This is a genomic window from Mesorhizobium sp. WSM4816 (assembly GCF_055811535.1).
In genome coordinates, this window is record NZ_JBVVQR010000008.1 from 181,822 (window position 1) to 202,390 (window position 20,569).

15 protein-coding genes and 5 pseudogenes are annotated in these 20,569 nt (G+C 59.1%); 6 read left to right on the forward strand and 14 right to left on the reverse strand.

Features of this window, described 5'->3' with window-relative positions:
* Positions 1 to 177 precede the first annotated feature (177 nt).
* The 3 genes and pseudogenes from AC0L3H_RS12545 to pdxR form a co-directional block, all read right to left on the reverse strand.
* On the reverse strand, positions 178 to 1,020 hold the full coding sequence (locus AC0L3H_RS12545; RefSeq protein WP_473585671.1) for a TIM barrel protein: 843 nt from the start codon (positions 1,018 to 1,020) through the stop codon (positions 178 to 180).
* Positions 1,021 to 2,479: 1,459 nt separating this feature from the next.
* Positions 2,480 to 3,188: pseudogene (locus tag AC0L3H_RS12550) on the reverse strand (B3/B4 domain-containing protein).
* 182 nt (positions 3,189 to 3,370) lie between these two features.
* The gene (gene pdxR / locus AC0L3H_RS12555; protein ID WP_473585672.1) at positions 3,371 to 4,909 is read right to left on the reverse strand and encodes a MocR-like pyridoxine biosynthesis transcription factor PdxR; all 1,539 of its coding nucleotides are present in this window, start codon (positions 4,907 to 4,909) and stop codon (positions 3,371 to 3,373) included.
* A 68-nt stretch (positions 4,910 to 4,977) separates the two neighbouring features.
* On the opposite strand from pdxR, the gene AC0L3H_RS12560 reads away from it, so the two are divergent.
* Together AC0L3H_RS12560 and AC0L3H_RS12565 are read left to right on the forward strand one after the other, a co-directional pair.
* A complete protein-coding gene (locus AC0L3H_RS12560; RefSeq protein WP_473585651.1) occupies positions 4,978 to 6,216 on the forward strand; it encodes a trans-sulfuration enzyme family protein in 1,239 nt (412 codons plus the stop codon).
* 40 nt (positions 6,217 to 6,256) lie between these two features.
* Positions 6,257 to 7,159, forward strand: coding sequence for a dihydrodipicolinate synthase family protein (locus AC0L3H_RS12565; RefSeq protein WP_473585652.1), 903 nt, complete (start codon positions 6,257 to 6,259; stop codon positions 7,157 to 7,159).
* A gap of 284 nt (positions 7,160 to 7,443) precedes the next feature.
* Here the strand turns inward: AC0L3H_RS12565 and AC0L3H_RS12570 are convergent, their stop codons facing one another.
* Complete coding sequence (locus tag AC0L3H_RS12570) at positions 7,444 to 7,527, reverse strand: hypothetical protein (protein ID WP_473585673.1); 84 nt, start codon at positions 7,525 to 7,527, stop codon at positions 7,444 to 7,446.
* Positions 7,528 to 8,348: 821 nt separating this feature from the next.
* Between AC0L3H_RS12570 and nodU the strand changes: the two genes are divergently transcribed.
* A complete protein-coding gene (gene nodU, locus AC0L3H_RS12575; RefSeq protein ID WP_473585653.1) occupies positions 8,349 to 10,034 on the forward strand; it encodes a nodulation protein NodU in 1,686 nt (561 codons plus the stop codon).
* Between the two features lie 138 nt (positions 10,035 to 10,172).
* Here the strand turns inward: nodU and AC0L3H_RS12580 are convergent, their stop codons facing one another.
* Positions 10,173 to 10,535, reverse strand: coding sequence for a hypothetical protein (locus tag AC0L3H_RS12580; protein WP_473494349.1), 363 nt, complete (start codon positions 10,533 to 10,535; stop codon positions 10,173 to 10,175).
* 357 nt (positions 10,536 to 10,892) lie between these two features.
* Between AC0L3H_RS12580 and AC0L3H_RS12585 the strand changes: the two genes are divergently transcribed.
* Together AC0L3H_RS12585 and AC0L3H_RS12590 are read left to right on the forward strand one after the other, a co-directional pair.
* Positions 10,893 to 11,099 carry a hypothetical protein gene (locus AC0L3H_RS12585; RefSeq protein ID WP_473496079.1) on the forward strand — a complete coding sequence of 69 codons (207 nt, stop codon included), beginning with the start codon at positions 10,893 to 10,895 and terminating at the stop codon, positions 11,097 to 11,099.
* Between the two features lie 66 nt (positions 11,100 to 11,165).
* The gene (locus tag AC0L3H_RS12590; protein WP_473585654.1) at positions 11,166 to 11,513 is read left to right on the forward strand and encodes an MFS transporter; all 348 of its coding nucleotides are present in this window, start codon (positions 11,166 to 11,168) and stop codon (positions 11,511 to 11,513) included.
* A 177-nt stretch (positions 11,514 to 11,690) separates the two neighbouring features.
* Here the strand turns inward: AC0L3H_RS12590 and AC0L3H_RS12595 are convergent.
* The 4 genes and pseudogenes from AC0L3H_RS12595 to AC0L3H_RS12610 form a co-directional block, all read right to left on the reverse strand.
* Positions 11,691 to 11,848 (reverse strand): annotated as a pseudogene (locus tag AC0L3H_RS12595) (nitrogen fixation protein NifQ); the annotation flags it as partial.
* A gap of 84 nt (positions 11,849 to 11,932) precedes the next feature.
* Entirely contained in the window at positions 11,933 to 12,838 is a 906-nt protein-coding gene (locus AC0L3H_RS12600) for a LysR family transcriptional regulator (protein WP_473585655.1), read from the reverse strand.
* A gap of 51 nt (positions 12,839 to 12,889) precedes the next feature.
* Positions 12,890 to 14,011 (reverse strand): nodulation factor fucose acetyltransferase NolL, encoded by a 1,122-nt coding sequence (gene nolL, locus AC0L3H_RS12605; protein WP_473585674.1) that lies wholly within the window; start codon positions 14,009 to 14,011, stop codon positions 12,890 to 12,892.
* A pseudogene (locus tag AC0L3H_RS12610) lies at positions 14,011 to 14,607 on the reverse strand (NodA family N-acyltransferase). Before AC0L3H_RS12610 ends, nolL begins: the two are co-directional and overlap by 1 nt.
* A gap of 124 nt (positions 14,608 to 14,731) precedes the next feature.
* Between AC0L3H_RS12610 and AC0L3H_RS12615 the strand changes: the two are divergent.
* Complete coding sequence (locus AC0L3H_RS12615) at positions 14,732 to 15,673, forward strand: LysR family transcriptional regulator (protein WP_473585656.1); 942 nt, start codon at positions 14,732 to 14,734, stop codon at positions 15,671 to 15,673.
* 31 nt (positions 15,674 to 15,704) lie between these two features.
* On the opposite strand, the pseudogene AC0L3H_RS12620 reads toward AC0L3H_RS12615, so the two are convergent.
* From AC0L3H_RS12620 to AC0L3H_RS12640, 5 genes and pseudogenes are all read right to left on the reverse strand, one after another.
* A pseudogene (locus tag AC0L3H_RS12620) lies at positions 15,705 to 16,447 on the reverse strand (TIM barrel protein).
* A gap of 286 nt (positions 16,448 to 16,733) precedes the next feature.
* Positions 16,734 to 17,385: pseudogene (locus AC0L3H_RS12625) on the reverse strand (LysE family translocator).
* 28 nt (positions 17,386 to 17,413) lie between these two features.
* Entirely contained in the window at positions 17,414 to 18,037 is a 624-nt protein-coding gene (locus AC0L3H_RS12630) for an FMN-binding negative transcriptional regulator (RefSeq protein ID WP_473494344.1), read from the reverse strand.
* Between the two features lie 464 nt (positions 18,038 to 18,501).
* Positions 18,502 to 19,161, reverse strand: a complete 660-nt coding sequence (gene nodB / locus AC0L3H_RS12635; RefSeq protein ID WP_065010656.1) for a chitooligosaccharide deacetylase NodB — start codon at positions 19,159 to 19,161, stop codon at positions 18,502 to 18,504.
* Positions 19,158 to 19,280 (reverse strand): hypothetical protein, encoded by a 123-nt coding sequence (locus tag AC0L3H_RS12640; protein ID WP_473498017.1) that lies wholly within the window; start codon positions 19,278 to 19,280, stop codon positions 19,158 to 19,160. The genes nodB and AC0L3H_RS12640 overlap by 4 nt, the downstream gene beginning before the upstream one ends.
* Positions 19,281 to 20,569: the final 1,289 nt, after the last annotated feature.

The window sequence follows — 20,569 nt, forward strand, 5'->3', positions numbered from 1 at the left end:
TAGTCCGCCGCCCTCAGCATCAGATCCAACCTTCGCCTTGCGGGCCCATCGAACTGCCGCGGCCGCCCAAGGCAGTCCAATGGCCAGTCTTGACAATGGTGATCCGGCAAGCATCCGCATGAGCGGGATACAGGAGCGATCTCGAAAAGACTTCTCCGCTCAATTTGTCTACGCGCCTTAGACCGGCACTCGCGCCAGTAGCCCGTGTCGGATGAGATCGATGCTGGCGGCAAATGCGCCTGCAGTGTCATTCAATGCGTGGACTTCCTCGACGAGCTCAAGAGAAAAGGGACCCGTATAGCCGCCATCAAGTAGCGCCCGGATCTGGCTGCAATTGTCGGAACCTCCCAAGAGGCGATCCGGGTGAACCCACAAGGCTGGATCGTTTATGCCTGAAATGTGAACGAGACCGGTCAGATCGCAAAAGAAGGACGTCTCGCCGGCGAGTGTGTGGTGGAATGTATCGTGCACAAGCCGGAAGACGGACTGGCCATCAACCCCGGCAATAGCGTTAGCCGCTTCGTTCTTCGACCGAAGCGAGGAGGTCTGGAAGCCAAGCGGTTCGATGAGCCCAATCAGACCCCGCGACTGAAGTATCGGCTTGAGCGCCTTCAAGCCGACGCGGAGATTGCCATTGCGCTCGCCATTGGCGGACCACGAACCGTCGTTCACCGGCACCAGCATGAGCGCCTGGGCGCCACAGGCGGCCGCATAATCGGCGAGCTTGCTGGCCTCGGTCTTGCGGGCGGGAGTCCATTCGTTGAACCGCTGTAGAGCGTTGACTGAGATGATCGTGACGCCCGCTTCGGCAGCGGCAGACCGAACATCCGCCGACGGCTTGCCGCGCACAACAGCCTTACTGCAGGGATTATTCCGGATTTGCACGTCGGTCAGACCGAGATCGCGGGCGAGCGCGAAGAACGTCCTGACGTCAAGCCCGGGCGTCGCCATGTAGTCGAGTGCAAACCGAAGTGGCGCCTGGCGCACGGAGTGGCTTTCCTTCTTGAAGGCGGCCGCCATTCTCGGCTGACTGGCTTCTGCCGTTTGTTGATTTACGAGGCCGAAATGATCGGCATAGGGAGGCGAGTCGATCAAACTGACCCGCTCTTCATTCACACGATTGTGCTTCATTGTGAGCCGACTTTCACGCAACGCATACTACCGCGCCTCTTGAGAACATTGATCTGCTAGGCGAAATGACCGAAGATCGATCGAGGCTATCCAGCTGCTTCCGCAGAGTAGGCGCCAACCCGGAAAGATGCTGAACCGATCCGGAGCCAAACTGATGTGGCTAGCTGCGAAATCGATATCATCATCTCGGAAGGCTGGAGGGGGTGTACATCGGGGGAACTCCTGTGTGCGTTGCAGGTCAGATACTTGCAATCTGGCCCTCTGGAAACAGCCAGTTCGTTGCAATTGAAGCCGTCCAGTTGGTGAAGTGGCATGGCGGGGATCATCGGGCTAACAATTTGGCGGTCCAACAATGAGGCCTCCGGCTTCTGCGCCCCCGACATCTCTTGGCTTCGCCCAACCGTCCGTGGCTCCGCCGTCGCCAGCGTACCGCTACCGATCGAGTTGCCGGGCGATAAAGATAGAATCAGGGGCAGCCTTTCTGGCGGCCCTGATAGGGTGCTGTTGAAGACACCTACCCGGAGATGGCGCATCTCGTGCGGCTCGTTCAAGGGAGGAGGAGCGGCCAGTGCATTATGGCCCACGGTCACAACGAGCGCATGCTGCTGCCGATCGAGCGTGGCACGGCGCACGGTGCCGTGATGCCATGCTGTCGGCCGGCCGGCTTAGCCGACTGCGCTACGCATGTAGGTCGGGCGGCAGCAGGGCGTCGCTGCGGTGGCTGGCTGTTCCCGGGGAGAGCACGCGATTACCCGGCGCTGCAGATTCATCGGATCGTCGCCGAGACTGCAAAAGCGCCAACCCCGTAAAGGGGCCCGGCCGGCACACGCTGCGTCACAGCTTCGCCACGCCTGGAGGCCGGCGCCGAAGTCGGAGTTACCCGGGTCCTGCTGGGGGTCGACCCGCAGATATGCTGCAGGCCAGTCAGCTCGAGAACTTAGCCTTTTCGAGGAGGCGGAGAGCTCGCCCGACGGGTGGGCGTGCGGCGACTCGAGCGAGATCGCCGATATGCTCCGTGCTGCCCGGCCTGCCTATCAGGTCGCGCATGCAGGCCAGCTCAGCCTCGGCAGCTCAAGGTCATTTCGGCGTTCGAGCACTGCCGCACGGCAGGCGTACGCGGCCAACGGCGGATCGGGCACAACTGCCTTGGTCGTCACACACGTCGATGAGGTAGGCGGAAATGAATCGTCATCCGCATCCCCCTCGGCGGAGAGCGAGTCTCCCCAAGCATGGCAGATGTCTCGCAACCGCTTCGATCCGAAGCAATCCGGCTTTCGCGACGAGATGTTATGCTGGCTCGGAGTGCCAGGATTGAAGCTCGCCCGGGAGCGTCTGACGTCGAGATTGATCAAAGCAGCAACCCGAAGAGGTGCGCAATCTTTGGAACGTGGCTACGCTGGGCACGCCCTGGTGTCAGCTCTCTCAGACCGCTCACGAGCATCTTAGCCGCCTGCTCGAGCGCCTCTACCGGCATCGCTGCCAAGCTTTCCAAAATAAACCACATGGCGGCCGCCCACCGCCTCCAACCGGGTGCGCGTGCCCCGCCGCCAATTCCAGCGGCGACATGTAGCTCCCAAATCGTCGCGCCAGATGACCTCCCCCTTTGGAAGCGCTTTCGACGACCGCTTCCCAATTCAAAACAGTGTGGAAGGACTCCGTTCCTACGGCAATCGCCAGCCGCGGTTTGCCGACATATGCATCGAAATTTTCGCCGCCAATGGGTATTGAGGAACGCAGGCTCATTGCATTGTAGAGGTCAACGACAGGATTTATTGGTGGGATGCGGCCATCCTTCTCCACCCGTTTTTCAATGCCTGCGCCGAGCACGCCGTCCGGTTTGGTTTCGCGCCGAACCGGACGTATGCCTCCGCCAATTGGCCAAGTGCGCTTCTCCCCAGGCGGGTCCCCCCCGCTCGGGCGAAATCGCAAGCCTTTCCCAACACGTCCCGAGCCATGACGCCTCGCGCACTGTCCTCTGCATCAAAAAGAATGCTGATTGCGCGAAAGTCAGGTGCGATCTCTGCTATTTCTTCGTCAATCAGCGGAAAATCCAACACCGCTTCCTCCTTAAGCCGGCCGCGACGGCGCCTTGCTTCCACCGGATTTGAGAGTCTCCTCAAGAATTCCTTTCCCCAGGTCCCAGGGTCAGAGTCCTGCCCGGGACCCGGACTGGCCGACAGAGCCAGTCCCGCAAGTCTTGCTGATTCAGGCTGCGATCAATGCCGGCGCGACTCTGGGGTCACGAGCCAGGCCCGCTCGCTGTCAGGGCGGGTGTTGAGCATCTTGCCGAATCTTCGGCAAAGCTTCTTACCCGTTGGATAGCTCCAGTAAGGAGCCGAACGCCATTCTCGATCTGCCGAATAGTCAGGGCGGAATAGCCCATCACCAGTCCAATCCGGTCAGCGCGGCCTTCATCTCGGATGTACAGCGATGAAATCGGATGGATGCCAACCCCGACCCGCCGCGCCTCTTCAACCAGGACCTCCTCCAGCGACCGAGAAAGATCCTTGAACCAGACGACGACATGCAGCCCTGCATCGGCCCCCTCGATGGCAATGCTGTCTGCGAACGCGCGTCGAAGGACGGCAAGCAGTGCCTCTCGCCGCTCGCCGTTAAGACGGCGGACGCGGCGCACATGGCTTTCATAACCACCGCTCTCGATGAGTGAGGCCAGGGCCTCCTGTTCCGCGACCGGAGAATGCCTGTCGAGAAGCTGCTTGGCCATCGCAAAGACGTCTTGCAACTCGGCCGGAACCACCAGGTAGCCGATGCGCAGCATCGGCGACAGTGTCTTGGAGATCGTGCCAACATAGATTACGGAACTGCGGTCTTCCAGCTTATGCAGCGGAGGCACCGGTCGAATGTCGTACCGGTACTCGCCATCGTAATCGTCCTCGATAATATAGGCGTCATTGCGCCGAGCCCATTCGAGGAGCTGATACCGCCGCGAAATCGACAAGACGGCGCCGAGCGGGAACTGGTGCGACGGGGTGACATAGGCCAGCCGCGCTGGGATCTCCTGCAGCAGCTCGGTCTTCATGCCCTCGCTATCGACGGCGACAGCGACGGGCGTGGCTCCTGTGCTGGCAAAGACTTGGCGCGCCATTCTATAGCAGGGATCCTCGATCACGAAGCTGTCAGAAGGATCGAGCAGCAGGCGCGCGCACATATCGAGGCACTGCTGTGATCCGCTGACGACGAGGATCTGCTCGACCTGGCAGCTAAGCGCTCGGGCACGCCACAAATATCCTTGCAGCGCCTGGCGCAAGCGATGCGAGCCGCGTGGATCGTGATAGGCCAGCCTTCCGGGGCTTTGTGACATCGCCGCGTTCATCGCACGCTTCCACGTCAGCGCCGGGAAATCAGATGGGGCGAGGTCGCCATAACGGAAATCGACCTTGAGGCGGTTGGGGAGGTAATCGCGCCGTGGCGGACTGGCGCGCAGTCGCTCGCCGTAACAGGAAAGGTGGATCGGGCCAGTCCGTTTCGGCACCGCGCTGGTCTCTTTACTTCGGACTAGCGAAGATGCTACGCGAGGTCTTGCGCCTGGAATGACCTCGATGAAACCTTCGGCGACCAGCTGATCATACGCCACGGTGACCGTGGTTCGCGACACACCGAGTTCATTTGCGAGGCCGCGTGACGACGGCAGCTGGCTGCCCGTTTCATAGATCCCACCCAGGATCTGCTCGCGAAGAGCTTCGCAGATCTGGCGCGCGCCGAGACCTTGCGAGCGAGCTGTCGACGCTTCAGGAGAAGGCTGGACCATTTCTTTCATCGCCAACTGGACGTTCCATCTGAGTTAGTGTGACGGCATTGTCCCCGAAATCAAGAGGGCTAAAGCCGATGACCAGCGCCGAAGATCAGCTTGAAGCCGAGGCAACATCAACGCCGTCCCGGAACGACGTCGGTCTCGCATTCGCCACCCGGGCCATCCATCATGGCTACGATCCGGCCGGCTTTTCCAATTCCGTTCAGACGCCGGTGTTTCTTACATCGACCTATGGATTTGAAAGCGTGGCAGCAAACGAAGCCGTCGCAGCGCTTGGCGGAAGGCTCTACGCACGCGAATACAACCCGACCACCGAGATCCTCGAAAAGCGGCTCGCCAATCTCGAAGGAGCCGAAGCTGGGCTGGTACTCGCCTCGGGGATCGCCGCCTTCGGCACGCTGATCCTTTCGCTGCTTTCGCAAGGTGACGAACTCATTGTCCACAAGACACTCTATTCGAATACGCTCGCCATGGTCGAACAGGGGCTGCCGCAGTTTGGCATCAAGGTCGTTGCCGTCGACCTGTCGAATCCGAGCAATCTCAATGGCGCCATCACTGACAGGACCCGGCTCGTGTTCTTCGAGACGCCAATCAACCCGCTGAGCCGTATCCTCGACATCGCTGCCATTGCCGAACACGCCCATTCTCGCGGCGTGAAGGTCGCCGTCGACAGCACCTTCGCCTCGCCCGCCCTCCAGCGTCCGCTGGAACTCGGAGCCGACATCGTGATCCATTCGCTGACCAAGTACATCAATGGCCATGGCGATGCTCTGGGCGGTGTGATACTGGGCGATGCGAAAACACTGCACCTGCTGCGCGAAACTGGCCTGCGCTATCTCACCGGGGCAGCGCTCTCGCCCATGTCGGCGTTCCTGATTTTGCGCGGGTTGAAGACACTCACGTTGCGTATGGAGCGTCACAGTGTCTCTGGGCTTGCGGTCGCTCAGGCGCTCGAGGCGCACCCGGCTGTGGCTTGGGTTAGCTATCCATTTCTCGGCTCTCATCCCGACCATGAGATCGCGCGCAGACAGATGTCGCAAGGCTCGGGCATGTTGGCTCTCGGCCTCCAAACGGGGTTCGAGGGCGCGCGCCGTATGATGGACCGGCTCAAGCTGATCATCAGGGCGGTCAGCCTCGGCGACGCTGACAGTCTCATCTATCATCCGGCAAGCCTGACCCGCTCGCGCAAGTCAATCCGCAAGGACGCGCATTTGCCTGACGGAGTCGGCGACGACCTCATGCGTCTGACGGTAGGGCTCGAAGACGCCGCCGATTTGATCGCGGATCTAGAGCAGGCGCTGGACGGGGTCTGACGCCCAACGCTTCACCCAATGTAACAACGGGAGCTTCAGCATGGCTTTCCTGAGCGGCCTTTCGGCCTTCCCAATAACGCCAAGCGACAGTGACGGCGGCGTCGATGTCCTGGCGCTTCGAAAGCTGACAGCGCGGCTTTGCGCAGCAAAGGTGGATTCCATCGGCCTGCTCGGTAGCACCGGCACCTACATGTATCTGTCGCGCGCGGAACGCCGCCGGGCGATTTGCGAGGCGCTGGACGAGACGCGTGGACGAGTCCCGCTCGTGGTGGGCGTGGGCGCTTTGCGCACCGATGAAGCGGTACACTATGCAAGTGATGCGAAGGCCCTTGGCGCAGCCGCGGGGTTGCTCGCGGCTGTTTCCTACACCCCGCTTACTGACGACGAAGTTTTCGAGCATTTTTCGACAGTGGCGCGCGAAAGCGGCCTGCCGATCGTAATCTACGACAATCCTGCAAACACGCATTTTCGCTTCACGCCAGCGCTCATCGAGCGTCTGGGACAGCTGCCTGAGATCCTCGCTATTAAAAACTCAGCCGACCGGGGCGATGCTATCAAAGGCCAACTTGCGCACCAGAAAAAAATCTTGCCGAAAGGATTCTCGATCGGCTACAGCGGCGACTGGAACGCCACCGAGGCCCTGATCGCCGGCGCCGATACATGGTACAGCGTCCTCGGTGGCATCTTGCCCGACCCCTGCCTGAGGATGGTCAGAGCCGCTCAGCACGGCGACCACACAGAAGCACACCGGATCGACGCCACCCTGGCCCCGGTTTGGGAGCTTTTTAAGACGTTCTCGAGCCTTCGCGTCGTCTACGCAATCGCCGAGCTCCTCGAAATCTGTTCCGCCGAGCCCCCACGGCCAATCAAGCCGCTTTCCGCTGCGGCGAAGGGCCAGCTCGCCGGCGTCCTGGACCGTCTAGGATCAGGTGTCGGATCGTAAGCCGCGCGACTTCATATTGCCGAGGGAAAAATTTACGCCGAGCCTTTCGATGACTAGCCGAGATGTTCTCCATAATCTGATCGGGAACAATGCGCGCGGCGTGCTGATCACCGATGGATCGACAGGTCTCGACGCCAATCACGTCCTCATCAACGTGTTCGATTGGCAGAACGTCTTATCGGCGAGAGAGGTAGGCGTTCCGGGGCCGCCAACGCCTACATTTCTCCAGAGTGTGCAGGCCAGACGACTTCCACTCGAAGCATCAAGCCTTGAGCTAACAGCATTCAATCGCTGCGCAGGATCTTTGCTTCAAGCGCGGCTGCCACAAAAGCCCTTCGAGCAGCTGGTGGATGGGCCTCACGACGCAATACCTGCAGACAAGCGTCATCGCTACCCTCCGTTTCTCGGTCCGATGATGAAGGGCACGGATCATCAGGATAGCGGCCGCCTGGTTGACATCGAATACGATACGCTCAGAACTGTGGCGGCCAACCTGAACAACGACCGCCCTCTCAAATCTGCGCAAGCCGGTCATCTCTCCGCCCCCCAAGGCGATCATCCATCAATAGGGCCGAGCTCGTCTTCTTTGCCGAGCCGACACTGCATCTGTGAGCCGAGACAATGCCCTTTGACCGACCCCGCGCTAGCCTCACACGCGCTTAGCCGCTCTGTTCCGCTGCCGATCTGCAGGCGGGATCCACCGGTTGTCGGAAGTTGTTCCTCCAACATGACGGCGCGATTCAAAAAGCCGAATAGGCCCTTTGGGCGCTGCCCTCGCCATCGAAAATCTTGTCGATTGAGACCTAAAGAGTAGCTTGATCAGGGAAGGCTCTCTTCTAGCGCGACCACCTTCGTGCTCAGCACGCGCGCTCGGTGCCGAGGGAGCGCGGCACCTCCCGGGGCGCTGGTGACGTGTGACCATGGACATCCTTGCCCAACGGCTTGCGGTGGGCAGCCCTTCTCACCGTGCCGCACAGCGCTGCCTCGCAATTCTAGTGATTTTTGCGTGTCAGCCATTTTGTTCTAGATCACGCGGCAGACCTTATCATTCATCGCGCGGATGCCTCACATCCAAACAATCTAATTTACCGGTTTCTTATGATCCTGCATAGCGCGACATCAAAACCCACGACCATGTTTTCCAGTCGTTTCTGCGGTTGCTCTACGGTCACCTCGACAAGGATCTACTATGCGTATTTGCGGTATCAAACTGACGCACGACGGGGGAATCGCCGTCGTCGAAGACGGCAGATTAGTCTTTTGCATCGAGCAGGAGAAGCTCGACAATAACCCACGATACCAACATATCGAACGGCTTGAGACGGTCGCCGCCGTTTTGGCGGAAAACGGGCTTGCTCCGCGCGATATCGACCGGTTCGTTATTGACGGATGGGACGGTGAAATCCAGTCAGAATTCCAGGTTCTGAGTAACGGCTCCCCTATCACTCTCAACGGCGCGCCATATGTGGAGCGGTACGCCGAAAATCCTCTGACAGCCTATCAAGGTTCCGGTCTCATGCTCGACAATGGGGCATGTTCTTATGAAAGCTACCCGCATGTTGTTGGGCACGTAGCTTCCGCATACTGCACCAGCTCATTCGCCAAAGCAGAGGAACCGGCATTTTGTCTGGTATGGGACGGCTGCATCTTTCCGCGGCTTTACTACGTCGAGCCAAGTGGAGTCCGATTTGTTGGGTGCCTGTTTCCGATGATAGGCCATGCCTATGCGGCCGCGGGCCAACATTTCGGTCCTTACAGGCAAGAACTGCGGACTGGCTGGAATCTCGGTATCGCCGGCAAGTTGATGGCCTATATTGCGCTCGGAGTGGTCCATGAACACATCGTGAATGTGTTTCAGGAGCTTTACGACGACCATTTTGCCTGGGATACGGACCTTGCTTTTGGCTACGGGAACAACAGCCACAGCGAAGACGCGTTACTCACGGCTGTGCACGACTTCTTCGATGCAAGCGCGTCGCGGTTAATCCCCGAAACGCCCGAGGACATACTTGCTTCGTTCCATGCCTTCGTGGAGCGTCTTCTCGTCCAGGGGATGACAAGGGCGCTGCGTGGGTACTCAGTCCCCAAAACCCGAAACCTGTGCATAGCCGGCGGATGCGGGCTGAACATCAAATGGAACAGCGCTCTTCGGGCGAGCGGTTTGTTCGACGCAGTCTGGGTGCCTCCGTTTCCAAACGACAGCGGATCGGCGATCGGTGCCGCTTGCTGCGCGCTGGCCGCCGACAAAGGTTTCGTGCATCTCGACTGGTCAGTTTACAGCGGGCCAAATGTGAGCCATGGCAAGGTTCCGCCTGGTTGGCAATCTGCTGCTTGCAGCCTGAAAGAACTTGCCAGCGTGCTCGCCGACAACAAGCCTGTGGTGTTCCTTGCAGGTCGCGCAGAGCTTGGTCCACGTGCTTTGGGAGCCAGAAGCATCCTGGCGGCCGCAACTTCGCCGGAAATGAAGGACCATCTCAACAAAATCAAAGTTCGAGAGCACTTCCGACCGGTAGCGCCAATATGCTTGGAGGATCGTGCACCTGACATATTTGACCCCGGCACGCCGGATCCTTACATGCTGTTCGATCACCGAACCCGTTCGGAGTGGAAAGAAAAAATCCCGGCGGTCGTCCATCTCGACGGGACTGCGCGACTTCAGACAGTTTCGAGAACTTCTGAACACCCAATTGCAGAACTTCTGATAGAATATGAGAAACTCACGGGTATTTCGCTGCTCTGCAACACGAGTGCAAATCTCAATGGACGTGGTTTTTTTCCGGATGCGGCTGCCGCCTGTGAGTGGGGATGCGTAGACCACGTTTGGTGCGATGGATTGCTGTTGACCAAGACAGGTGCAAGTCAATTCGAGGGCTGAGCGGCGGGCTGTAACGAACTTGAGTTACCGCGCTCTAGCGCTGCAATCGCCGGCAGCATCGCTGAGGGAGCCGGATACTGCGGGTGCGTGCGGTTACGGCCCTTGAAGCTGCCCTTATCTGACGAACGAATCTGATCGTCATGGCCGATAAAGCGCCGAGACTGTGCTGTTGAGCTGGCAAGCACGCGAATGCTTTTGCTTAGCGATGTGACTGGAGGGTTCGAACACCAGGGCCTGCACGGCCCTGCCGACCGGCACGCCATTCGTGTGCTGCGGTGGTGACAAGCTTGAGCGAATTAGCTGTTTGAGCTCCTTCTGCCAACGGAATCCCGCATTGCCTGCGCCAGCCGCGTTAATCTCTGGAGCGTCCGCCTTGCCGTCCGCGACTTTGCTCAGCACCGAGCCACTCGCCATAGCGCCGGGCACGTGGCCAACCACGTTGACCCCGACACCCTCCGTCAGTGTCAGCAAGTCGGAGTAGAGGTCCACATCCTTGAGCATGCTCCATTCAGGACCCATACGTGCGAGATCGGTTGCAGCAACCCTGTGCCGAAGAGCACAATTGCCAGCGCACGATCCTGGTGCCGTCGCGGGGTCGCTGCCGGTTCTTCTGACCGCCCGCGCGCGCCATGTCGATCATCCTCACCGGCGTACCTTCGCTGCCGTTTGCGCGGTCCAATCGGCGCCTATGTCGGCGACATCTGGGATGGCGAAGCGCCTTCATGATCGCTGCGGTCTTCCGCGCCGTTACACTAGTAGTGCAACTCATGACTTTTCCGAGGCTGCCTCCGATTGGAGCGGCCAGCTTCCGCAGTCTGCTGGACATGGCCAAGAATCCGATGATCAAAAGTCGCGATTTTGGTCGTCCTGCTGGTCGCTTCCGGGCATTTCTCCGGCTTCATCTATATCCGCGCCTTCCTCGAGAATGTTCCCGCGCTCAACATCGAGACGATCTCGCTCGTGTTGCTCGCCTTTGGCATCGGCGGCTTCTTCGGCAATTTGGCCGGCGGATTCTTGGCCGAGCACAGCCTGAAGGCAGTCGCGGCCCTGCCCCCCTGCTCATAGCGATGGCCGCTGTCTCGCTGCTGACGTTGAGAGCATCGGCCTGGGCCTCGGCGATTGCGGTACTGTATGGGGCTTGCCTTCGGCGCGGTGCCGGTGGGACTGCAGAAATGCATGGTGCTGCGCGCCACTCCCGAGCAGGCCGAAAACGCCGGTGGGCTGATGGCCGCAACGTTCCAAGTGACCATCGCCGCCGGCGCGATTTTCAGCGGACTGCTGGTGGACGATGCCGGCGTTGCCAGTGCCTTTGCCTACAGCGCCGTTGCCTCGTTCCTCGCTGCCCTGACAGTGTTCTTGCTCGGACCGAAGCGCGAACCTAGACCGCCTGACACAGGCCAGTGCAGCACGGGGAAAGATGCAATCGCATCAGCCGCGCGGTGCGATCCTGCTCACGTTTTTCGGCGATTGCAGCCATAGTCTCCGCGCGGTCGCAGGTTGTTGTCCGGTCGATTTCGACCAGCGGCGGCGTTTTGAATGATAGTGCCGACGAGAGAAGCTAAGAGTGCCGGACCGAAGCGGACCGCCTCGCGTCGACCGCTCGCCTCGTACGGCTATTAATACAAGGGCGAACCCGTGTTTGATCCGTGTGAGGCGGCTTTTCCATGCCTCCGGGCCGACGCAGCTTTTGAAATCATTGCATTCCCGGCAATTGGGCGCGGTCCAAGGGGTAGACCTTCAGACTCGCACAGCCTGCGGTAAAAGTACTTCTTCCCCTTCATGTTTTTGGTGTTGCCGGCTACGAGCATCGGAAATCAGCAGCACACTGTTATGCAAAAATCATCGAATTGGAGTCAGACCCAATTTTTGCGTGCCGTTCGCCAGGAGCGCCCGCGGCTTCACATGCGGGATGCCTCCTGCAACATTATCTGCCGCATCCAGGTGCTTGCCGGATCACTGTTGTGAAGGGTGGGCCATTGGACGGCCTCAGTGAACGTGGGTAGTGGCAGGGGAAGTTCGACGATCCGCAGAGGGAAAGTCTTTTTGAAATGCTGAACCAGCCGGAAGGGCATGGTCGCTATACGATCTGTGCCTGAGACCATCGGCGGGATAATGCTAAAGGCCTGCACGATAATCTCGACACGTCTCTTGAGACCATGTTCAAGCAAAAACCGTTCCTCGATGGATGGCATCTGCGGACGGCCGACCCTGAACGCAATGTGCTTCATCGACACGTACCTCTCGAATGTAAGCTGCTGTGGCAGCTGCTTGTTCGTGGGGCAGCCTACGCACACGAATGTCTCGTCGAACAGCGCCGCTCTTGGATGCGCGCTCGACATGAACAATTCCGGAAGAATCAGAAAATCGACGTCACCGCGCCGGAGAAGCTCATCGAGATCGTCGTCGAGCGGCAGCAATTCGAAGCTGACGGCGGGTGCTTCGCGTGCAACACGCTCCACGACCTTTTCAAAAAACACCAGTGTGGCGAAATCGGAAAGGGTGATCCTGAAACGGCGATCGGATTGAGCCGGATTAAACGGATCCCAAGAAATAATCGAGCTCTGGATTTTCAAGAGTGCGCCGCGAACAGCGGGGGCGAGTGTTTCCGCACGTGGGGTTAGAACACGTTCGCGGCCGCTCATCGTAAACAGTTCATCGTTGAAATAATCGCGCAGCCGGCCGACGGCCGCGCTCATGGCCGGCTGACTTAGGTTGATGCTGCTTGCCGCCGCCGTGAGGTTGCGCTCGGTCAGCAGTGCGTCGAGCACAACGAGAAGGTTCAGATCAAGGCCTTTGAAACGCATGCCTCATCTGTCCGTAACGTGGTTGCTTGTCATCGCGACCATTGTGGGCGGCTAATTCATTGCAGATTGAGATTTGAGCAGACTTGGGCGTGGCGGCGCTCCGACAAGGATCTGCGACACATATCCAAGGTCGCGCGCAATCTTGCGAATTGCCAGTGCTGTGACGACAATCGCCACTCCCAGAACACTTGCGAACGCGATTCTGGTCGTGAGATTCCAGACTTCTCCAAACTGTATAAAATCCGTGAGGCGAAACGCGGCACCCTGAACCAGATAAAGCAGCAGCGTGCTCTGACCAAGCTCCACCGCGACAAACTGAGCTACTCTAGTTGAATAGACAATTCTCCAGCACCGGAACATAAGCTGCATCGCTACTGCAGAAGCTGCTGCCGAGCCAGTGAACATCATAAATACTTGTTCAGCCGACTGTTTATCATGAATTAATACGAGATTGTTGTAAGCGTAAGTCTCCTTTCCCCACAAAATAAAGCATATCAAAGCTGTTATTGACAGCAAAACTACAAAAATTGATTTGTCTGCCCAAATGATAATTTTCTGCCATCCAATCGGCTGCGCAAGCAAGAACCCGAGACAATAAAATGGGTAAGTGTATCTTAATGACGGGGCTATTGATAATGTGATGGGCGCGCATGCGACTGCAATTGCAGATGCGCTTATAATCCACATCGATACGCGATTGGAACTCGTAAACAGTCTAATTAGAATGAATGAGATAAACGCCGCCCATATGAACCAGTATGTTCCAATTAATTCCTTCGAAAAGTCCAGCAATCCATCAGTTAAGCTTGTCGCAGGAGGGATCATGGCGGACTTTAGTGTCCAAATTAACGCACACCAAAAAAGCATTGGTAGTAGTAACTGCGTTGCTCGATTGCCGACCCCTTGAATGAACGGTTTTCGCAAAATTGCCCCAGAAGAAACATATCCACTTATCGCCATAAAGAGAGGCATATGAAACATGTAGATCGACTTATAATACGGAGACGTCCAGAAATCGTCAGTGCCTCGATAAATTAAATATTGTACTAAGTGCCCAATTATCACTAAAGTAATTAGTATACCTTTGGCGAAATCAAGGCTTAGGTCTCGGTCGTGCGTCTCTGCTGGGCGTGAGCCGCGTCCCTTCGCTCCGACTGTTATTTGATCAAGCATCAGACTCCAGCCCATCTGTTGCGGTTGCTACGGCCGTTTCTGGGCACGGCGAGCACGCCAGTTTCGGTGAAAAGATCGAAGTTTACGCGGATCGGGGCGTGGTATCGAGGGCCGACTGGCTGCAACCGAGCGGACGAAATCCCAGTGCCTGATCGCAAACCTGGAGCGCAGTGGCGGTCGCGATCATGTGTGGCGAGGCGATGGCCCGGCACTATGGTCGCCAGGACGTCTCTGCAGAACCTCTCAAGATGATTCCGCAGCGCGTGCCGAATCGTGCCAAAAGCGAATGGAATGCCAAGCTGCTGCTGCACCGGACGGATGACGTGGATAGAATGGCTCATTCCGAGTCTCTCAAGATCCGGATGCACCCTGTACAATCCGAGTTCGCCTACCAAGAAATCAACCTCGCCAACCGTGATGAACGGCGCAGCAGGTCCAAGTAAGCCGCTACGCCGCACATAGAGCCGATTGCGCGAGCCTCCCGCCTTGCACCGGCCCAGCTACGACCGCCTGAAAGCCCCTGTCGGGCCATAGGCCTTTCGGAGGAAAGCGGAGAGCTCGACATGATCGGCTACTTGCAAGTCATTTCCCAGCACACGCTACAGAAGCCGTGGCGTGATCGGGTGCATGTCAGGTCCGGTCATCTATGCAGCGCCCTGGAAGTTTGGTAAAATCGATTGTTTAGATCGCGAGCATTCACGCTATGGATAAGTGAAAGCGATGCGCTTCAAAGGCCTTGATCTGAACCTTCTCGTCGTGCTCGACGCACTGCTGACCCAGCGCAACCTGTCGGCGGCGGCAAGCAGCATCAACCTAAGTCAGCCGGCCATGAGCGCGGCCGTCGCCCGGCTGCGCGATTATTTCAACGATGAACTGTTTACGATGAGCGGCCGTGAACGTGTTCTAACCCCACGTGCGGAAACACTCGCCCCCGCTGTTCGCGGCGCACTCTTGAAAATCCAGAGCTCGATTATTTCTTGGGATCCGTTTAATCCGGCTCAATCCGATCGCCGTTTCAGGATCACCCTTTCCGATTTCGCCACACTGGTGTTTTTTGAAAAGGTCGTGGAGCGTGTTGCACGCGAAGCACCCGCCGTCAGCTTCGAATTGCTGCCGCTCGACGACGAGCCCGATGAGCTTCTCCGGCGCGGTGACGTCGATTTTCTGATTTGTCCGGAATTGTTCATGTCGAGCGCACATCCAAGAGCGGCGCTGTTCGACGACACGCTCGTGTGCGTAGGCTGCCCCACGAACAAGCAGCTGCCACAGCAGCTTACATTCGAGAGATACATGTCGATGAGGCACGTTGCGGCCAAGTTCGGGCGGGCGCTGAAGCCCTCCATCGAGGAGCGGTTTTTTCTTGAGCATGGCCTCAAGAGACGTGTCGAGGTTATCGTGCAGGCCTTTAGCATGATCCCGCCGATGGTCTCAGGCACAGCTCGTATAGCGACCATGCCCTTCCGGCTGGTTCAGCATTTCAAGAAAACCTTCCCACTGCAGATCATCGAACTTCCGCTGCCGCTTCCCGCATTTACCGAGGCCCTCCAATGGCCCGCCCTTCACAACAGTGATGCGGCAAGCGTCTGGATGCGAGAGATATTGTTACAGGAGGCGTCTCGAATGAGTTCTCCGCGGGACACCAAAAAGGGTCGCAAGCCCTGATTGACTACCGCGTCTCACACCGGCACTCGTGTCAACAGGCGTGTCGAACGAGATCGATAGTCGCGGAAAGTGCGCCTGCGAGGTCGTCCAGCGGGTGGGCTGCGTCGACAAACGGTGGGAATGAGAAGGGGCCCCCCATAGCCGCCATCAAGCAGCGCCCGGATCTGGCTGCCATTGTCGGAGCCGAATAGGACGCGATCCGGGTAAATCCAGTGGATCGGATTGTTCACGGTTGAGATGTGCACGAGACCGGCCAGGTCGCAGGAGAAGAACGGCTCCCCGGCGAGCGGCGTGATGTGTCGTGCACGAGGCGGAAGACGGACTGGCCATCAATGGCGGCAATGGCCTTAGCCGCTCCGTTCTTCGATCGAAGCGAGCAAGTCTGGAAGCCCAGCGGCTCGATGAGACCGATCAGGTCCGCGCGGCTGGAGGATCGGCTTGAGCGCCTTCAAGGCGACGCGGAGATCGCCCCGGCGCTCGCCATTGGCAGGCCAGGAGCCATCGTTGACCGGCACCAGCATGAGCGTCTTGCCTCCGCAGGCCGCCGCATAAATCGGCGAGCTTGCTCGCCTCGGCCCTGGGGGCAGGAGTCCACTCGTTGAAGCGCTGCAAGGCATTGATGGAAAAATCCCAACGCCTGCTTCAGCGGCGGCAGACCGGACGTCCGCCGCCGGCTGCCGCGTGCAATAGCATTGCTGTACTGTCGGCTGCGTCGGTTAGGCCCTGGTCGGCAAAAGCGAAAAGTGCCCTGACGTCAAGTCCGGGCGTCGCCATGTGATCGAGTGCAAAGCGGGCGATGCTTGGCGCATGGCTTGGCTTTCCTATGAAACCGCAGTCATTCTCGGCTGACTGGCTTCTACGTGCATTGATTCGCGAGGGCCAAAATGATGGTCATGAGGAAGGCCAGGCAGTCGAACTCACGTTTCCCTCACTGTGGTGCCGCGCCTGCTCAGACATCGCCTGAATGGTGTAATGACCGAAGCTAACTCGCAGCCATCCATCTGCTTCCGCAAACTAACCCGCCAACCCGGAGAGATGCCCAACCCATCGAATTCAAGGTTCAGGCAGCAGGGTGCTTCGCCAGAGCGAGACCGACACCCAGCGCGACCATCGCGCCGCCCGACGCCTCTCTCAGGCGGCGGATCAACCCGGGACGCGCTGCCGCGCCGTCTTGAATGCCGCTGGCTACGACGGCAACCACGATGTCGGCGAGCGTGTTGAGCGCAATCGACACGGAGCCAAGCACCACGAATTGCAGAGCTACGTGCCCTGCGCTCGGGTTCACGAACTGCGGAAGGAAGGCTAGAAAAAAGGCTGCCGTCTTCGGGTTGAGAGCCTCGACCAGCACCCCTTCACGAAACGCCCGCCGGGGTCCGACTGAACGCACCGGGGCGCCATCATCGCCGCCAGTCGCTCCCTTGCGGCGGACGGCTTGAAAGGTACGAAAGCCTAGCCAGACGAGGTAGACCGCGCCGAACAGCTTCAATGCGGAGAACAGTTCCGAGCTCTCGAGCACGATCGCGGAAACACCTAGGCTTGCTGCGAGGACGTGGATCATGCCCCCCCAATCCCGTGCCGAAGCTGGAAGCGATACCCTCCGGACGACCGCCGGCGAGCGTGCGCGCGGCAACGTAGAAGATGCCCGGACCGGGCGTGATGGCGACCACGGAGGCCGCGGCGAGGTACAGGGCGAATGGGGTCAGTTCTGGCAACATGGGTCGATTCCGACAAAGTTCATGATTATTTTGGGATGAGAGCCGCGAGCTCGCGGTCAACCGCCCGCTCGCTCGCCGCAAGGCCCGCGGCCACGCCATCGCGGTCGGCCGCGTTCCGGTTCTGACTCAGTTTGCGCTTGCCCTCCAGCCTCGTGATCGGCATGCGCAGGCCGACGATTCCGCGGAGTTGCGCCTGTACAAAATCCGGCGGTGCGTCCGACACCGCCCAAGGCGAGGCCCGCTCGCCCTCGTGGTGGTCAGTCAGACGATCCACGACGTCCAGCAGTCTTCCCGCATGCTCGAAGAACTCGACCGGACCATAGGCGTGGACGGCGATGTAATTCCAGGTTGGGACGACCTTCCCCGTTTCCCGCTTGGTCGCATACCATGCCGGCGTCACATAAGCGTCCGGCCCCATGAAGATGGCCAAGCCGTCGCCGATCGGCGGAACACGGCACTGGGGATTAGCCTTCGCTAGGTGCCCGTAGATCACGCCGTGCTCGCCCTCGCTCTCATCAAGGAAGAGGGGCAGTGGCGTTGCGAGCGGCCCTTCCGCCGTGACTGTAACGAAGTTCGCCAGCAGCGCCGCGCGGATGGTGGCGCGCAGGGACTCCTTGTCGTCGTCGCGGAAAGCGGGAGGGATGTACATCGCGAAACTCCTTGCGTTACCGATCACATACCGGCAAGCTGGCCTGCTAGAAACAGCCAGTCAGAAGCTATCGACGTGGTCCAGTTTGAGAAAAACGGCATCGCGCCCGATCATCGTGACGATCGAGGAGCAGATCCAAGCGGGGTGTGCGAATCGGAGAACCCCTGGTCCTTCGCAGCCGAGGGGTCGGGCGTGTCCCGGCAATGGCGACTAGTTTGCCAAACCTTGTGGACGCAGCCCGCGATCCCGGAGACCATATTGAAAGAATCGTCGAAGAGGTTCCGGCGATGCCAGGCAATGCCGAGAGGCTGCGCGGGTCCTCATTGTAGCAGGTGACAACAAACGTCTACGCTTAGTCAACGGGTCGGAGCCGACAGTTCGTCCGATGTCGACGAAGTCTGTAAGCCTTCATAAGCGAGACCCAAGGCACTGGCTGGGAAAGCAGGTTCATAGGATCTCGCATTTCAGTGATGTTCTGGAAGCGGGCGAATTTCATATCCGCAGGCATCTAATGCCGGAATCAGATTGGATAGCGCCATAACGGTCTGGTTGCGCAGACCGGCTTGAGTGCTCCGTCTCGACTCGTCGGGAGGACAACCGTCGTGCAAGAGCACGATTGCGCCGGGCCGGACCGAGGCGAGCACAGCATCGACGATCGCATCGGTGCCGGGGCGCGACCAGTCTTTTGGGTCTATCGACCAATGAAGGGCCGCCAGCCCGGCGATCTCTGACGCAGTGAACACTTCTTCGCTCCAGGCGCCGTATGGCGCGCGAATGTAGCGGATCGAGGCCTGGGGGCATGCTACCATGATGGCACGGTTCGCCTCAAATACCTCACGTTGGACGTCGCCCAAGCCGCATTTGGACAGATCCGGATGAGACATCGTGTGGTTGCCCACCTCATGCCCTTCTGCGATCATTCGCTGGATGAGGTCCGGGTGCTCTGCGGCGTAGGCACCAATCACGAAGAAAGTCGCTGGCACCCGATTTTGCGCCAGCACATCGAGTATCTGTGGTGTGAAGAATGGATCGGGACCGTCGTCAAACGTCAGATAAACGCTCCGACGACCGGTTCCATCAGCGCACTCACTCTGCACCTCCCATCCGTCATCAAGATGTTTCATAGCTCCGGATCCTTCCGGTCAATTGTTGCATCGGTCGGCCATTCGCTCATCGGCCGCGCAATCGGCATAATCACGAGGAGCACGTCCTCCACGCGAGGCGGCGTGTCGAGATCCAGCACTTCTGAGTGGCCTCCACCGTCCTTGGGAGCGCATGGGAAACCTCGACTTGTTGATCCTTGGGGTAGGCGCCTACGTCAGTTGGGGGCTTGTGGCGAAAGAGCCGACGCGATGCAGCTTGCGCGATCACCGAGGTACCTGGTCGAAAAGGGGATCGGCTCGCTTAATGTTCGGCGCAGACCAGAATGCACACACCAGAAAATGCTCCTCGGAGCCAACCGCATACATCGACAATCTCCCTAGCCTGCTCCTTGAACTCTTCCTATGCAATGTCCTGTCCGATAGTCAAAATCGAATGTGTCGATGACAAGCATCCACGTTGCGGATAGATGAGACGATGAGACAAGGGCCCTTGATGTGAAGCTCCTCGTCGGCTCCACGCACTGCTGACCAGCGCAACGGCACGGTGGCGGCAAGCCGCATCAGCTAATTCAGCCGGCCATGAGCGCGGCCATCGCCCAATTGCTTTCAACGATGACCTGTTTACGATGAGCGGTCGCGAATGTTCTAACCCGCGTGCGGAACACGTCTCAGGGTTGAGCGACGACGTCGCTGCCGGTGTCGTAGACGCCTCTGAGTATCTGCTCACGAAGCGCTTCGTAGATCTGGCGCGCCCCATGCCATGCGGGCGGATTGAGCCACCGGGAGCTGGAGACTGGACCATTTCTTTTCCTGCCAACTGAACCAGTTTGCAGCTACTCTTCCTGAAAGCCAAATGCACGTCCGAAGTGGATGCCCGAGCCCGCCCACCGACCCAAGACTGGCCCGGTCTGCGAACAGCCAATCGGCTTCGCTACCCGCGCGATCCTGCTACGATCCAGCTGGTGTTTCCAGTGCCGTTCAGCCATCCGTCATCCTGAACTCGACCTACGGCTTCGAAAGTCGAATGGGGCCGCCGGCTTGGCGGCGCAATCCTCGGCGGCGCGAAAACCCTCCACACGGGCTTACCTACATCACCGGCGCCGCGCTCTCGCTCTCGCTATGTTCGGCCTTACCTGGTTCTGCGCAGGCTGAAGACTCTTGCGCTTCGCGAAGGGCACAGACCATGACGCTTGCGATCGCGCAGGTGCTCGAGGGGCGCTCCCCTTCCTCGACTCCCATCCCGATCAGGCGATTGCCCGAGAGCAGATGTCGGGCATCGCCAACGCTAACCCCTGCGTGACCTTGACCAACAGATCCTCGGTTCCCTGAAGATGGCGTCGTCGAAATCTGCACCGGCGTCGTATTGCCGTAAATCAAGGATGCCAACAACAGGGCCGGATGATTGGAGGCCGAAGCATCAAGCCGCATT